The sequence below is a fragment of the Rhodococcus jostii RHA1 genome, from assembly GCF_000014565.1.
Classification (GTDB): domain Bacteria; phylum Actinomycetota; class Actinomycetes; order Mycobacteriales; family Mycobacteriaceae; genus Rhodococcus_F; species Rhodococcus_F jostii_A.
Window position 1 is genome coordinate 1,478,418 of record NC_008268.1, and the last position, 13,544, is coordinate 1,491,961.

The window sequence follows — 13,544 nt, forward strand, 5'->3', positions numbered from 1 at the left end:
CCGCCACCATCCTCCGCGAGTGGCGGGTTCCCGGGTTCAGCCGCCTTACTCGCGCATCCGGTGTCAGCTCTCCGGCGGAACCTCGAACACCAGCAGGGTGCTGCTCGCGGTGGCGACGAGACGGCCCTGCGAGTCGGTGACCTCCCCTTCTGCGAACGCAATCCGGCGACCCGCCTTCTTCACGACGCCGGTGGCCGTGAGGACTCCGGAGTCCCGGGTCGCCCCGCGGATGTAGTTGACCTTGATCTCGACCGAGGTGTAGCCCCACCCGGCGGGCAACGTGGTGTGCACGGCGCAGCCGGCGACCGAATCGAGCAGGGTGCACACGGCGCCACCATGGATGGCGCCGATCGGGTTGTACTGCGACTCGTCGGGGTCCAGCGCGAAGACGACCCTTCCGGGCTCGGCCTCGAGGAAGCGCAGGTTCATCAGGCTCGCGATCGGCGGTGCGGGAATGTCGCCGCCGAGGATCGCCCGCAGGTACCCGAGGCCGTCGAGTTCTCGCGCCTTCCGCGCCGGACCCGCCGGGTCGCGCCATTCGACGGTCCTCGACCGCACCTCTCCCCACTCCGCGTCCGCCACGCCCTCGACAGTCGACACCGCGCCGTTTCCGGACTCGCTCACTATGCCGCCCCCTGCTGCGCCGGCTGCGGATAGAGGACGTCGAGGTCGCCCGACAGTGCCGCCTTGACGGTGCGGGAGGTGTCGTCCGCGAGGACTTCGTGGGCGCCGGACTCGATGCCGTCGAAGGCCAGTCGCGCGACCTCGGCCGCGGAGATCTTCGGCACGTCCAGTCCGCTCGTCATATCGGTGTCCATGTACCCGAGGTGCAGCCCGACCACCTGGATGTTCTGCGCCGAGAGTTCGGCACGCATCGCGTTGGTGGCACTCCACAGGGCGGCTTTCGAGACGCTGTACGAGCCGCCGACGGCCAGCCAGGACAGGACGGAGTGCACGTTGAGGATGGCGCCGCCCCCATTGGCGGCGATGATCGGTGCGAGCACGCGAGTGACGTTGAGCGGGCCGTAGAGGTTGGTTTCGAGTTCACGGCGCATTCCGTCGAGATCACCCGTGAGCGGCGACTCGCCGATGAGGATGCCGGCGTTGTTGATCAGGACGCCGAGGTCCCCCACGTGCTCCGCTGCGGCGTAGACCGATTCGGGGTTCGTGACGTCCAATGCGACGGGCACGACCCGCGGATGCTCCTCGATCGTCGACGTATCACGCGCCGACGCATAGACCGTTCGCGCTCCTCGCGCGAGCGCCTCGGCGACGAAGGCACGTCCGAGCCCGCGGCCGGCCCCGGTGACCAGCACCGTTCGATCTTGAATCATGGTCATGACGACCCCTTCGAGTGAGTAAGTCTGCTTTTCCAACCAACTACGTTCACGACAGTAATTCCTATTAGTTGGAAAACACAACCCTCTATGATGGAGAGCATGAACAACGGCGACACCGAGCGAGCGACACCCGAGATCGTCATGGACCGCATGCCACTGGCGCCGAGACCCTGCGCGATCGCCGCCACTATGGAACTGATCGGCGACCGCTGGTCCATGCTCGTGATCCGCGAACTGAGCTATGGGGTGCACCGCTTCGACCGGATTGCCGGGTACATCGGCGTCTCGCGCGACATCCTCACCGCGCGACTGCGCAAGCTCGAGGAGGTCGGCGTCATCGAACGCAGGCAGTACTCCGAGCACCCTCCCCGCTTCGAGTACCACCTCACCGCGGCGGGCGAGGACCTGCGACCGCTGCTGCTCTCCTTGTTCCAATGGGGCAGCAAGTGGGCCGTCGACGAGGCCCCGTCGGTGCTCGTGCACGAATGCGGGCACTCACTGGAGCTGGAACACCGCTGCGCGCACTGCGGCGAGGCAGTCGAGAACACCTCTGTCGCAATGCATTCCCGCACACCACCGGCGAAGTCCTGACCTCTCCACCCAGCCCGATACAGGACGCCCGACATCGGGTCTATAGTTTTCAAAGTAAACGTCAGGTAACGAATTCCTCACACGTCAGGCAGGTGGGTCTGTGTCAACGCGCGACCAGGTAGCAGAGATCTACGAGCAGGTCCGCCTGCGGAACGCCGGCGAACCCGAGTTCCACCAGGCAGCCGCCGAGGTCTTCGAGTCGCTGCAGGTCGTGCTCGACCACCACCCCCACTACGCTGACTCCGGATTGATCGAGCGGCTGTGCGAGCCCGAGCGTCAGATCATCTTCCGGGTGCCGTGGGTCGACGACTCCGGCAACGTGCACGTCAACCGCGGTTTCCGCGTGCAGTACAACAGTGTGCTCGGCCCCTACAAGGGCGGCCTGCGGTTTCACCCCAGCGTGAACCTGGGAATCGTGAAATTCCTCGGGTTCGAGCAGATCTTCAAGAACGCCCTCACCGGACTTCCGATCGGCGGCGGCAAGGGTGGTTCCGACTTCGACCCCAAGGGTCGCTCGGAGGCCGAGATCATGCGGTTCTGCCAGTCGTTCATGACCGAACTGCATCGCCACATCGGCGAGTACACCGACGTCCCGGCAGGTGACATCGGCGTCGGCGGGCGCGAGATCGGCTACCTGTTCGGCCAGTACAAGCGCCTCACCAACTCCTACGAGTCCGGGGTCCTCACCGGTAAGGGCCTCACCTGGGGTGGCTCGCAGGTGCGTCGCGAGGCGACCGGGTACGGCGTCGCCTACTTCGTCGCCGAGATGCTGAAGGCGGCGAACAGCTCACTGGACGGCAAGACCGTCGTCGTCTCCGGGTCCGGAAACGTCGCGATCTACGCGATCGAGAAGGTGCACCAGCTCGGCGGAATCGCGATTGCGAGCTCCGATTCCTCCGGATACCTCGTCGACGAGAAGGGCATCGACCTCGAGCTCCTGAAGGAGATCAAGGAGGTGCGGCGCGGACGGATCAGCGAGTACGCGGACACGGTGCCGCACGCCCGGTTCGTGCCGAACGGATCCATCTGGGACGTGCCGTGCGACGTCGCGCTCCCCTGCGCCACCCAGAACGAACTCGACGAAGCGGCCGCCAAGACGCTGGTCGCGAACGGCGTGCAGGCGGTGGCCGAGGGCGCGAACATGCCCACGACCCCGCAGGGCGTCCAGGTGTTCCGCGATGCCGCGGTGGCGTTCGCGCCGGGCAAGGCGGCCAACGCGGGCGGCGTCGCCACGTCGGCGCTCGAGATGCAGCAGAACGCATCCCGCGACTCGTGGGGCTTCGAATACACGGATGAGCGGTTGGCCGGAATCATGCGCGGCATCCACGAGCGCACCGTGGCCACGGCCGCCGAGTACGGCATGCCGGGCGACTACGTGCACGGTGCGAACATCGCCGGTTTCGTGAAGGTGGCTGACGCCATGATCTCGCTCGGGGTCATCTAGCAGAAGCGACGGGTGGGGCGCGGCCGTCGCCGTCCCCAACCCACCGTTCGACGACGCGAATGCGTCAGCTCACCTGACACCGGGCCCGACCCCATTCGACCCAGCACATCTGATTGACGTCGGGCCTGGGGTTCTTGGTGGGCAGCGGCTGGGAACAGCCGGTCTGGCAGATCGGCTTGGCCGACGCCATGCCGACGGCACCGGTCAGCGAAATGGCAAGGGCTGCAAAGCCGGCGAGCGCGATACGCGCTGTGGTGGAGATTATGATGGGGGACAGGGATTCCTTTCGAGGTGCGGTTACGTGCTGCACCCAGCATCGGCCGGAGCCCTGCCCGCAGAAAGGCCGCCGAGGGTGCAATGAACACACCCTCGGCGGCCGGATCTCTACCCTCGGCGATACGCCCGGTCGGCTTACTCAGTCGACCGGTTCGGCCTCGCCCTCGTCGTCGCGGGCCTTCTTCGCGGCCTCGCGCATCTCGATACCGTCGGACACCCAGTCACCGATCTCCCGGGTGACGTCCCGGACGGCGCCCGCGATGATCGTCGCGATCTGGCCCACGTGCGTAGCCGCGGACTCCGTCAGTTCCTGCACGGTGTCCTTGCGCCGCTCGAACTTCCCCACCATGTGTTTCGCCTCTCAGGCTGCAGTCTTCTGCCGCTCGACGATAACACCGGGAGGGGTGTCGGACGAGACGAGACCGGGCGGCAGTGCGAACTTGAAGATCTTCCCCCACACGGAGCCGATCTGCTTGAAGAAGCCACCGGTGTTGTAGGGCAGCCCGTGCTTCTCGCACAGCGCCTTCACGACGGGTGCCATCTCCGGGTACCGGTGGGCGGGCAGGTCCGGGAACAGGTGGTGCTCGATCTGGTGCGACAGGTTGCCCGACATGATGTGGAACAGCGGGCTCCCCTCGATGTTTGCGCTTCCGAGCATCTGCCGGACGTACCACTCGCCGCGAGTTTCCTCCGCGGTCTCGTCCTCGGTGAAACTCTGCACGCCGGTGGGGAAATGGCCGCAGAAGATGATGGAGTACGCCCACACGTTGCGGATCAGGTTGGCGGTCACATTGCCGAGCAGTGTGGGGACGAACAGTGGCCCGGTGAGCGCCGGGAAGATCACGTAGTCCTTGAGCACCTGCCGACCGGCCTTGCGCCACCAGCCCTTCAGCAGCGGCTTGACGTCGTGCCACTTCCGCTTGCCCTGGATCACGTTCTCCGCTTCCAAGTCGTGCATCATGACGCCCCACTCGAACAGCATCATCAGGAAGAAGGCGTAGACCGGGTTCCCGAGATAGTACGGGTTCCACTTCTGTGCCTCGTCGATCCGCAGGATGCCGTAGCCGATGTCCCGGTCCCGGCCGAGGATATTGGTGTACGTGTGGTGCATGTAGTTGTGGGAATGCTTCCACTGATCGGCCGGGCAGACGGTGTCCCACTCGAACACGCGGGAGTTCAGGCCCGGTTCACGCATCCAGTCGTACTGGCCGTGCATGACGTTGTGGCCGATCTCCATGTTGTCGAGGATCTTCGACACACCGAGGGCACCGACCCCGGCGATCCAGGCCGGCGGGAAGAAGCCGAGATACATCAGCCCGCGGCCGGCGACCTCGAATCCCCTCTGCGCCTTGATGATCTTGTAGATGTATTCGCGGTCCTCGGCGCCGAGGTCCGCAACCGTCCGGTCGCGGAGGGCATCCAGTTCCCGGCCGATCTCTTCGACCTGGTCGTGACTGAGCACCACCGGGGCGTCGTTACGGGAACCGTCGGAGCCGTCGACGAACGGGAGGAACGAGAGTGAGAGTCCAAACATGTCGGTCTCCAAGCGTTGAATGTCTTGTGAAAGTCAGATGTCGAGGGCGACGTCGCCCACCGGAACCGAGACGCACAGCTGGATCGCCTTGTCCGGATCGGTGTCGGTGTCGCCGGTGCGGACGTTCTTGGTGCACCCCGACTTCTTCACCGTCGTGCAGGAGAAGCAGATGCCCATCCGGCACCCGTACTCGGGATGGAGCCCGGCGGCCTCCGCCTGTTCGAGCAGCGTCGCGCCGGAATTGTCCGCGGTGACACCGCTGGCGGTGAAGGACACCTCGCCACCGGCCGCACCCTCCGCCGGGGCTGCGGCGGGAGCGAATTCCTCGGTGTGCAGACGGTCCTCGATGCCGAGTTCGCGATACACCTCCCGAACGCCACGCATCAGTCCGGGCGGGCCGCACAGGAAGGTTTCGGCGTCCGCGTACCAGGGCGCCACAGCGTCGAGGTGCTCCTGACCGAAGAACCCGTGGAGATGACCGCCGGTCTCCTGATCGGTGTACGCCAACACGAGGGAGACGTTCGCGTTCGCGTCCGCGAGTGCGCGTAACTCGTCGAGGTACGCGACGTCGTTTTCGGTGTACGCGTAGTGCAGAAAAGTGATGCTGCCGACGTGCTGCTCGTCGACGAGGGTGCGCAGCATCGACAGAACCGGGGTGATTCCGCTGCCTCCGCTCACCAGCAGGAGCCGGCACGGACGCGGAGACGGAAGGGTGAATTCTCCCGCCGCCTGAGACAGGTCGAGCACGAGACCGGGACGCGCGTGCGCGTGCAGGTACTGCGAGACCAGACCGTCGGGATGCGCCTTGATCGTCAGCTCGACGAGCCCGTCGGTGGACGCCTGTGCATTGGCCGGTGAGTAGCACCGGGTGTGCCGAACCCCGTCGATCACGACGCCCACCTGCACGAACTGCCCCGCACGGAATCCGCGCCACTGACGGGTGGGACGCAGCGTGAGGGTAACGGTGTCGGCGGTGGACCGCCGGACCTCGATCACTTCGGCTCGCAGGTCGCGCACGGTGACCATGGGAGTGACGAGTTCGAGGTAGCGGTCGAGCTGGTGCGGAGTGGCCATCGCCTCGAACAACGACAGCAGCGAGAACCTGCGTCCCTCCGCCGGACGACTGGTGTGGGCAACTGACACGTCAGCCTCCTCCTTTTGAGTGCACGGTTGTACACTGACAATAGTGTGACAGAGAGAGACAGGAACTTGTCAATCGGAATGTGACCGCACGCACACCCCAGACAGGGATCGGATACGCATGTCGGATGACGAGTACGAGCACCCGGAGATGACGGTCGTCGGCACCGCCGCGAATACACTCACTGCCGTGAGTCAGTCGACCGGCGCCGAACCGGAGAGCAGGGCAGCCCGCAAGGAGCGCACGAGGAAGGCTCTCCTGGACGGCACGCTCGAACTCATGGCGGACCGCAGTTTCGCCGGCGTGAGCCTCCGCGAGATCACCCGCACCGCGGGAATCGTGCCCACCGCGTTCTACCGCCACTTCGCGTCCATCGAGGAGCTCGGCGTGGTGCTCGTCGAGGAGGGCATGCGGATGCTGCGGCAGATGCTCCGCGACGCCCGGCGCACCCCGAGCACCAAGAGCGCGGGCGCATCCCTCGACATCCTCGTGCGGCAGGTCCGCACCCACGAGGCGCAGTTCCGGTTCCTCAGCCGCGAACGCTACGGCGGCGTCCCGGAAATTCGCCGGGCAATCGCGACCGAGATGAAGCTGTTCGTCAGCGAACTCACGGTGGACCTGTCCCGCATCGACGGTCTGCAGTCCTGGGACCACGACGACCTGGAGATGGCGGCCGACCTGATCGTGTCCACCATGTTCGCCGTCGTCGTCGATCTACTCGAGGCCGAGCGTCCCGGAAGCCGAGGTGAGGCTGAGGTGGTCGCGCGCGCCGAACGGCAACTGCGCCTGATCATGCTCGGCATGAGCGGGTGGAATCCCGGGAAGTAGTCGCGCTCTCACCGTACGGTGGGGGCATGTCGACTCTCCTCGAGCACACCCACGTCCCGGTAGGTCCGCTCACCTTCGACGTGACGGTCGGTGGCCCCACCGACGGCGACGCCGTCCTCCTTCTCCACGGATACCCGGAAAGTGCGGCGTCGTGGTCACGGGTCGCGACCATCCTGAACGACGCGGGCCTGCGGACCTACGCGCCGAATCAGCGCGGCTATTCGCGCGGTGCGCGCCCCGATGGCGTCGAGTCCTACCGGATCGACCACCTCGTTGCAGACGTCGTGGGGCTGCTCGACGCCCTCGACCTCGACACGGTGCACCTCGTCGGCCACGACTGGGGATCCGTGGTGGCGTGGTGCGTGGCGGCCCGCCACCCGGATCGCCTCACGTCTCTGACCACGGTATCGGTTCCCCATCCCGCGGCCTTCGGCTGGGCACTACGCCAGGACGCCGACCAGCAACAGCGATCGTCTTATATCGATTTCCTGCGGACGGAGGGCAAGGCCGAGCACGTTCTCCTCCGCGACGACGCCCAGCGGCTGCGCGCGGTGTTCGCGGACGTCGTGAGCTCCGAACTCGTCGACGAGCATGTCGGACTTCTGAGTGAACCGGGCGCGCTGACCGCCGCCCTGAACTGGTATAGAGCGATGACGAAGGACTTCGAGTCCACCCCGGTCGTCACGGTCCCCACGACGTACGTCTGGAGCACGGGCGACCTCATGCTCGGTCGTGCGGGTGCCGAGCGGTGCGGCGAGTTCGTCGATGCGCCGTACGAATTCGTCGTGCTCGACGATGCCACGCACTGGATCCCGGAACAGCGCCCGGGCGCCCTCGCGGATGCGATCCTCGCGCGCACCGCAGCCGCACCGAACTGAAATCCGCTCTTCACCTCGACGGGGCGTCCGTTCTGGTTTGATGACACTACTCGTCTCGTGCACCCTGGGAGGGCACCATGAGTGGCATCGCAATCCTTCTGGTCGGCGCCGTTCTGTGCTTCGCCGGTGTCGGTTCACAACACGTCGCCGTTATCGCCGCGGGATTCGGCCTCGGCTGGCTCCTGGCCGACCTGCTGTCGCTGTCGCTCGGGACGACGTTCCTGGTCGCGGCGATCGGTGCGGTAGTGGTGTGGGTGGCCACGACCCTGATCTTCAAGTTCGCCGCATTCTTCATCGGGATCATCGCGGGCGCGGTGATCGGAGCGAAGCTCAGTCGTGTTCTGCAACCCGACGACGCCGGCTGGCTCCTCAGTGGGGTCGTGATCGTCGCACTCGCCGTCGCGTGTGGATTCCTCGCCGACCGGTACCGGGCGCGGGCGTTGTTGTGGCTCACCGCGGTCGGCGGCGCCAGCATGGTGCTGACCGGGCTCGGCCTGGCTATCCCTCCGCTGGGTTTCTTGGAGGATCCGAACGAGGGCAGCCAGCAGTTCTTCGCCACGCTGATCTGGATCGTCGTGGCGGCGGCGGGCTGGCTGACACAGCGACGGCTGTTCCCGGACAAGCTCCGGATCGATGACAATCGCGCGCGGCGCTAGTCGCGCTCGGGCGCCTTCACCATCGTCAGCGCGGCGAGCCCGATCGCGAGCACGATCACCAGGCCGATGATCCCCGCCCGATCCGCCGCGAACCACCAGGCGAACAATCCGAAGAGGGTGGGCGAGAGGAATGAGACCGCGCGACCGGTGGTCGCGTACAGACCGAACATCTGCCCCTCCCGACCGGGTGGTGTGATCCGGGCCAGGAATGTGCGCGCCGACGACTGCGCGGGACCGACGAACAGGCACAGCAGCAGCCCGAAGATCCAGAACATGGCCGGTCCGGAGACGGCCGTCAGTACGACGCCGACGACGATCATCGCGATCAGGGACGTCATGATGACGGTCTTGGGTCCGATCCGGTCGTCGAACCGGCCGGCGGTGAGCGCGCCGAGCGCGGAGACGACGTTGGCCGCGACGCCGAACAGCAGCACGTCGCCCGCGCTGATGCCGTAGACGTTGACGGCGAGGACGGCGCCGAACGTGAAGACACCGGCCAGCCCGTCACGGAACAGCGCACTCGCCACCAGGAAGTACACGGTGCGCCGGTCGGCGACCCAGAGGTCGCGCAGATCGCGCCACAGCACCCGGTACGACTCGACGAAGCCGGCCTTGTCGGCACCCGGATCCACGTGCGGGCGGGGTAGCTCGGGGACCTTCAACAGGACGGGGATCGCGAAGATCGCGAACCAGACGGCGGCGAGCAGCGCCACCATCCGGATATTCAGTCCGCCGTCGGTGGTGAGCCCGAGGAATCCCCGGTTGTCGCCGTCACCGGAGATGAATCCGAAGTAGCACAGCAGCAGCAGCACGATCCCGCCGAAATAGCCCATCGCCCAGCCGAACCCGGACACCCGGCCGATGTTCGCCGGCGTCGACACCTGCCTGAGCATCGCGTTGTACGGGACGCCGGCCAGTTCGAAGATCACCGAACCCGCGGCCAGCAGCACCAGTCCGAGCCACAGGTACTGGTACGAGTCGCGGACGAAGAACATCGCCGCCATGCACCCGACCGTCGCGAACGTGAGGACGCCGAGCGCCCACTTGCGTCGTCCGGCGGCGTCGAATCGCTGACCGGTGACGGGGGCGAGCACGGCGATGAGGAAACCGGCGATGCCGAGCGACCATCCCAGCCACGTGCTCGCGGAGATCGACCCCGGCAGGTCGTCCCCCACGGCGTCCGTCAGGTACACGGAGAAGACGAACGTGAGGATCACGGCGTTGAAGGCGGCCGATCCCCAGTCCCACAGCCCCCACGCGACAACCTGTCTGCGCGTCGCGGCCTCGCCGATCCCGGCCGGCGGACGAACGTCGGTGCTCATGCCCGCGAGCCTATGCGAGCGAACGGGAAGTTCGTACGGTCTGACGCGACGAGCGTCCCGTTCGCACGGAACAACTAAGTGTGCACTCAGTTGCATACGCACCTCGTTGCATACATACTTCGGTTCGTGGCACTCGAACATGCGCTCCTCGTCTCCCTGACCGAGCACTCCGGCTCGGGCTACGAATTGGCGCGCCGGTTCGACAAATCCATCGGCTTCTTCCAGAGCGCCACCCACCAGCAGATCTACCGCGTCCTCAAACGCATGGACGAGTCGGGATGGGTCGATGCCGAGGTCGTGGCGCAGGTCGGCAGACCCGACAAGAAGGTGTACCGGGTCAGCGCAGCCGGGCGCGCGGAACTCGAGCGCTGGATCGCCGAACCGACCGAGCCCAACCACCTGCGCAACGAGCTGGCAGTGAAGATCCGCGCTGCTCAGCACGGTGACATCGCCGCACTCACCGCCGAGGTCGCTCGCCACCGCGACGGCCACGCCGCCCGGCTCGAGGTCTACCGCATGATCGAAAAACGTGACTTCCCCGCACCGGCCCAGCTCTCCGGGGCAGCCCTGCACCAGTACCTCGTCCTGCGCGGCGGAATCCGCGTCGAAGAGGGATTCGCCGACTGGTGCCAAGAAGTACTCGACGCGCTCGCACAGTAAGGACACGCCGCCAATGACACAGTTCCCGCAGCTCCTCGCTCCCCTCGACCTCGGTTTCACGACGCTGAAGAACCGGGTGATCATGGGCTCCATCCACACCGGGCTCGAAGATCGCGCCAAAGACGTTCCCCGTCTGGCCGAGTACTTCGCCGAGCGCGCCCGCGGAGGTGTCGCGCTGATCGTCACCGGCGGATACGCGCCCAACCGGACGGGCTGGCTGCTGCCGTTCGGCGCCAAGCTCACCAACCGTGTCGAGGCACGCAGGCACCGCGCGATCACGAAGGCGGTGCACGACGAGGGCGGCAAGATCGCCCTGCAGATACTGCACGCCGGCCGGTACAGCTACCAGCCGTTCAGCGTCTCCGCCTCGTCGATCAAGGCCCCGATCAACCCGTTCCGGCCCCGCAAACTCACCGGCCGCGGCGTGCGCTGGCAGATCCGCAACTTCGTCCGCTGCGCCCGGCTCGCGCAGCAGGCGAACTACGACGGCGTCGAGATCATGGGCGGCGAGGGCTACTTCATCAACCAGTTCCTGTGCGAGCGCACCAACAAGCGCACCGACAAATGGGGCGGCACTCCCGAGAACCGCAGGCGGATGGCCGTCGAGATCGTCCGCCGCACTCGCAAGGCGGTGGGCCCGAACTTCATCATCATCTTCCGCCTGTCGATGGCCGACCTCGTCGAGGGCGGTCAGACGTGGGACGAGATCGTTGCGCTGGCACAGGAAGTGGAGGCCGCGGGCGCGACCATCATCAACACCGACATCGGCTGGCACGAATCCCGTGTTCCGACGATCGTGACCTCGGTACCGCGGGCCGCGTTCGCCGACATCACCGGCAAGCTCGAGAAGCACGTGAGCATTCCCGTGGCCGCGTCGAACCGGATCAACATGCCGGAGGTCGCCGAGGAAATCCTGACCCGCGGTGACGCGCAGCTCATCTCGATGGCGCGCCCGATGCTCGCCGATCCCGACTGGGTGCGCAAAGCCGAAGCGGGCACCCCCGACGAGATCAACACGTGCATCGCGTGCAACCAGGCCTGCCTCGACCACGCCTTCGTCCGCAAGCACGTGTCGTGCCTGCTGAATCCCCGTGCAGGCCGGGAGACGGAACTGACACTCTCCCCCACCCGGGCCGCGAAGCGTGTCGCCGTCGTCGGCGCCGGACCGGCCGGACTGTCGGCGGCACTGGGCCTGGCACAGCGCGGCCACTCGGTGACCCTGTTCGAGGCGGATTCGGAGATCGGCGGCCAGTTCGGCATCGCCCGCAAGATCCCCGGCAAGGAGGAGTTCGCGGAGACGATCCGGTATTACAACCGCCAGCTTCCGCTCGCCGGTGTCGACGTCCGGCTCGACAGCCGCGTCACCGCGACCGAGTTGATCGGCGAGTACGACGAGGTGATCGTCGCGACCGGGGTGACGCCGCGCGTTCCGTCCATTCCGGGTATCGACCACCCGAAGGTGCTCACGTATCCGGAGGTCGTGCGGGGCGGCAAGCCCGTCGGGCAGTCGGTCGCGGTGATCGGAGCCGGCGGGATCGGCGTCGACGTCAGCGAGTTCCTCACCCACGAGCACTCCCCGACGCTCGACCTGAAGGAGTGGAAGCAGGAGTGGGGTGTCACCGAACCCGAGGCCGCGGCGGGCGCCCTCACCACACCCATCCCCGAACCGTCGCCGCGTGAGGTGTACCTGCTGCAGCGCAAGAGCGGCCGGATCGGCGCCGGACTCGCGAAGACCACGGGCTGGGTTCACCGGGCAGCGCTGAAGAACAAGGGCGTGCAGGAACTGTCCGGGGTCAACTACGAGCGCATCGACGACGACGGCCTGCACATCACGTTCGGCGCCAAACGCGAGAAGCCCCGCACCCTCGCCGTCGACAACGTCGTGATCTGCGCAGGTCAGGAATCGGTGCGTGACCTCGTCGACGAACTGACCGTCGCCGGCGTCACCACCCACGTCATCGGGGGCGCCGACGTCGCCGCCGAACTCGACGCCAAACGGGCCATCGAGCAGGGCACCCGGCTCGCCGCGCGCATCTGACGCACTACGCTGCTGATCGTGAGCTTGCCGAACCCCACTCCCAGTGCCCGCGCCGTCGTGACCGGCGCCTCGTCCGGAATCGGCGAGGCGCTGGCCACCGACCTGGCCTCCCGGGGCCACTCCCTGATCCTCGTCGCGCGCCGCGGCGAGGTGATGGAGTCACTCGCCGGGACCCTGCGTGACGAGTACGGCGTCGAGGTCGACGTGCGCGCGTGCGATCTGTCGGATCGCGACGCGCGGGCCACCCTCGTCACCGAACTGTCCGGACGTGAGATCAGCGTCCTGTGCAACAACGCGGGCATCGCCACGTTCGGCCCGGTCGCCGGACTCGATCCGGCGTACGAGCGGGCCCAGGTGGAACTCAACGCCGTTGCGGTGCACGACCTCACCCTCGCGGTGTTGCCCGGGATGCTCGAACGCAAGTCCGGCGCCATCCTCATGGTCGGCTCCGCGGCAGGCAACATGCCCATCCCCCACAACGCCACCTACGCGGCCAGCAAGGCGTTCGTCAACACCTTCTCCGAGTCGCTGCGCGGCGAACTCAAGGGAACGGGAGTGAACGTCACGCTGCTCGCACCCGGCCCGGTCCGCACCGAGGAGCCCGATCCGGCGGACGCGTCGATCGTGGACAGGCTGGTGCCCGACTTCCTGTGGATCTCCAGCGAATACACCGCCAAGGTGTCGCTCGACGGTCTGGCCGACAACAAGATGCGCGTCGTGCCCGGCATCATCAGCAAGGCGATGTCCGTTGCCGGGCAGTACAGCCCGCGCGCCGTGGTCGCCCCGATCGTCGGAACGTTCTACAAGAAGCTGGGCAGCTAGACACTGGCGTGCAG

General features: G+C 66.7%; 14 protein-coding genes. 8 read left to right on the top strand and 6 right to left on the bottom strand.

Features of this window, described 5'->3' with window-relative positions; all coding sequences use genetic code 11:
• Positions 1-63 precede the first annotated feature (63 nt).
• Complete coding sequence (locus RHA1_RS06800; RefSeq protein ID WP_011594430.1) at positions 64-624, bottom strand: PaaI family thioesterase; 561 nt, start codon at positions 622-624, stop codon at positions 64-66.
• Positions 624-1,340, bottom strand: a complete 717-nt coding sequence (locus tag RHA1_RS06805; protein WP_011594431.1) for an SDR family oxidoreductase — start codon at positions 1,338-1,340, stop codon at positions 624-626. Before RHA1_RS06805 ends, RHA1_RS06800 begins: the two co-directional genes overlap by 1 nt.
• Before the next feature lie 87 nt (positions 1,341-1,427).
• Between RHA1_RS06805 and RHA1_RS06810 the strand changes: the two genes are divergently transcribed.
• Both RHA1_RS06810 and gdhA read left to right on the top strand, forming a co-directional pair.
• Positions 1,428-1,931: a winged helix-turn-helix transcriptional regulator gene (locus RHA1_RS06810; RefSeq protein ID WP_011594432.1), complete on the top strand. Its 504-nt coding sequence runs from the start codon at positions 1,428-1,430 to the stop codon at positions 1,929-1,931.
• A 100-nt stretch (positions 1,932-2,031) separates the two neighbouring features.
• Entirely contained in the window at positions 2,032-3,375 is a 1,344-nt protein-coding gene (gdhA, locus tag RHA1_RS06815; protein ID WP_009474105.1) for an NADP-specific glutamate dehydrogenase, read from the top strand.
• 415 nt (positions 3,376-3,790) lie between these two features.
• Here the strand turns inward: gdhA and RHA1_RS06820 are convergent, their stop codons facing one another.
• The 3 genes from RHA1_RS06820 to RHA1_RS06830 are packed head-to-tail and all read right to left on the bottom strand — an operon-like array spanning position 3,791 to position 6,328.
• On the bottom strand, positions 3,791-4,000 hold the full coding sequence (locus tag RHA1_RS06820) for a hypothetical protein (protein WP_009474106.1): 210 nt from the start codon (positions 3,998-4,000) through the stop codon (positions 3,791-3,793).
• Positions 4,001-4,012: 12 nt separating this feature from the next.
• Positions 4,013-5,185, bottom strand: coding sequence for a fatty acid desaturase family protein (locus RHA1_RS06825; RefSeq protein ID WP_009474107.1), 1,173 nt, complete (start codon positions 5,183-5,185; stop codon positions 4,013-4,015).
• Positions 5,186-5,218: 33 nt separating this feature from the next.
• The gene (locus RHA1_RS06830; RefSeq protein WP_011594434.1) at positions 5,219-6,328 is read right to left on the bottom strand and encodes a ferredoxin reductase; all 1,110 of its coding nucleotides are present in this window, start codon (positions 6,326-6,328) and stop codon (positions 5,219-5,221) included.
• A 118-nt stretch (positions 6,329-6,446) separates the two neighbouring features.
• On the opposite strand from RHA1_RS06830, the gene RHA1_RS06835 reads away from it, so the two are divergent.
• The 3 genes from RHA1_RS06835 (at position 6,447) to RHA1_RS06845 (ending at position 8,688) form a co-directional block, all read left to right on the top strand.
• Positions 6,447-7,154: a TetR family transcriptional regulator gene (locus RHA1_RS06835; RefSeq protein WP_009474109.1), complete on the top strand. Its 708-nt coding sequence runs from the start codon at positions 6,447-6,449 to the stop codon at positions 7,152-7,154.
• A gap of 26 nt (positions 7,155-7,180) precedes the next feature.
• On the top strand, positions 7,181-8,032 hold the full coding sequence (locus RHA1_RS06840; RefSeq protein WP_011594435.1) for an alpha/beta fold hydrolase: 852 nt from the start codon (positions 7,181-7,183) through the stop codon (positions 8,030-8,032).
• A 77-nt stretch (positions 8,033-8,109) separates the two neighbouring features.
• Positions 8,110-8,688 (top strand): hypothetical protein, encoded by a 579-nt coding sequence (locus RHA1_RS06845; protein WP_009474111.1) that lies wholly within the window; start codon positions 8,110-8,112, stop codon positions 8,686-8,688.
• Here the strand turns inward: RHA1_RS06845 and RHA1_RS06850 are convergent.
• Positions 8,685-10,010: an MFS transporter gene (locus RHA1_RS06850; protein WP_009474112.1), complete on the bottom strand. Its 1,326-nt coding sequence runs from the start codon at positions 10,008-10,010 to the stop codon at positions 8,685-8,687. The genes RHA1_RS06845 and RHA1_RS06850 overlap by 4 nt on opposite strands.
• A gap of 126 nt (positions 10,011-10,136) precedes the next feature.
• Here RHA1_RS06850 and RHA1_RS06855 point away from each other — a divergent pair, with 126 nt between their 5' ends.
• Genes RHA1_RS06855 through cmrA form a run of 3 tightly spaced genes read left to right on the top strand, consistent with a single transcriptional unit; the run spans position 10,137 to position 13,530 of the window.
• Positions 10,137-10,670 carry a PadR family transcriptional regulator gene (locus RHA1_RS06855; RefSeq protein WP_011594436.1) on the top strand — a complete coding sequence of 178 codons (534 nt, stop codon included), beginning with the start codon at positions 10,137-10,139 and terminating at the stop codon, positions 10,668-10,670.
• Between the two features lie 13 nt (positions 10,671-10,683).
• A complete protein-coding gene (locus RHA1_RS06860) occupies positions 10,684-12,708 on the top strand; it encodes an NADPH-dependent 2,4-dienoyl-CoA reductase (protein ID WP_011594437.1) in 2,025 nt (674 codons plus the stop codon).
• An 18-nt stretch (positions 12,709-12,726) separates the two neighbouring features.
• The gene (cmrA, locus tag RHA1_RS06865; protein WP_011594438.1) at positions 12,727-13,530 is read left to right on the top strand and encodes a mycolate reductase; all 804 of its coding nucleotides are present in this window, start codon (positions 12,727-12,729) and stop codon (positions 13,528-13,530) included.
• The last annotated feature ends 14 nt before the right edge of the window (positions 13,531-13,544 follow it).

Coding starts and splice junctions, on each gene's coding strand:
- RHA1_RS06845 (WP_009474111.1), top strand. CDS start 8,110: ATGAGTGGCATCGCAATCCTTCTGGTCGGCGCCGTTCTGTGCTTCGCC.
- RHA1_RS06825 (WP_009474107.1), bottom strand. CDS start 5,185: ATGTTTGGACTCTCACTCTCGTTCCTCCCGTTCGTCGACGGCTCCGAC.
- RHA1_RS06840 (WP_011594435.1), top strand. CDS start 7,181: ATGTCGACTCTCCTCGAGCACACCCACGTCCCGGTAGGTCCGCTCACC.
- RHA1_RS06805 (WP_011594431.1), bottom strand. CDS start 1,340: ATGACCATGATTCAAGATCGAACGGTGCTGGTCACCGGGGCCGGCCGC.
- RHA1_RS06850 (WP_009474112.1), bottom strand. CDS start 10,010: ATGAGCACCGACGTTCGTCCGCCGGCCGGGATCGGCGAGGCCGCGACG.
- RHA1_RS06820 (WP_009474106.1), bottom strand. CDS start 4,000: ATGGTGGGGAAGTTCGAGCGGCGCAAGGACACCGTGCAGGAACTGACG.
- RHA1_RS06810 (WP_011594432.1), top strand. CDS start 1,428: ATGATGGAGAGCATGAACAACGGCGACACCGAGCGAGCGACACCCGAG.
- RHA1_RS06860 (WP_011594437.1), top strand. CDS start 10,684: ATGACACAGTTCCCGCAGCTCCTCGCTCCCCTCGACCTCGGTTTCACG.
- RHA1_RS06835 (WP_009474109.1), top strand. CDS start 6,447: ATGTCGGATGACGAGTACGAGCACCCGGAGATGACGGTCGTCGGCACC.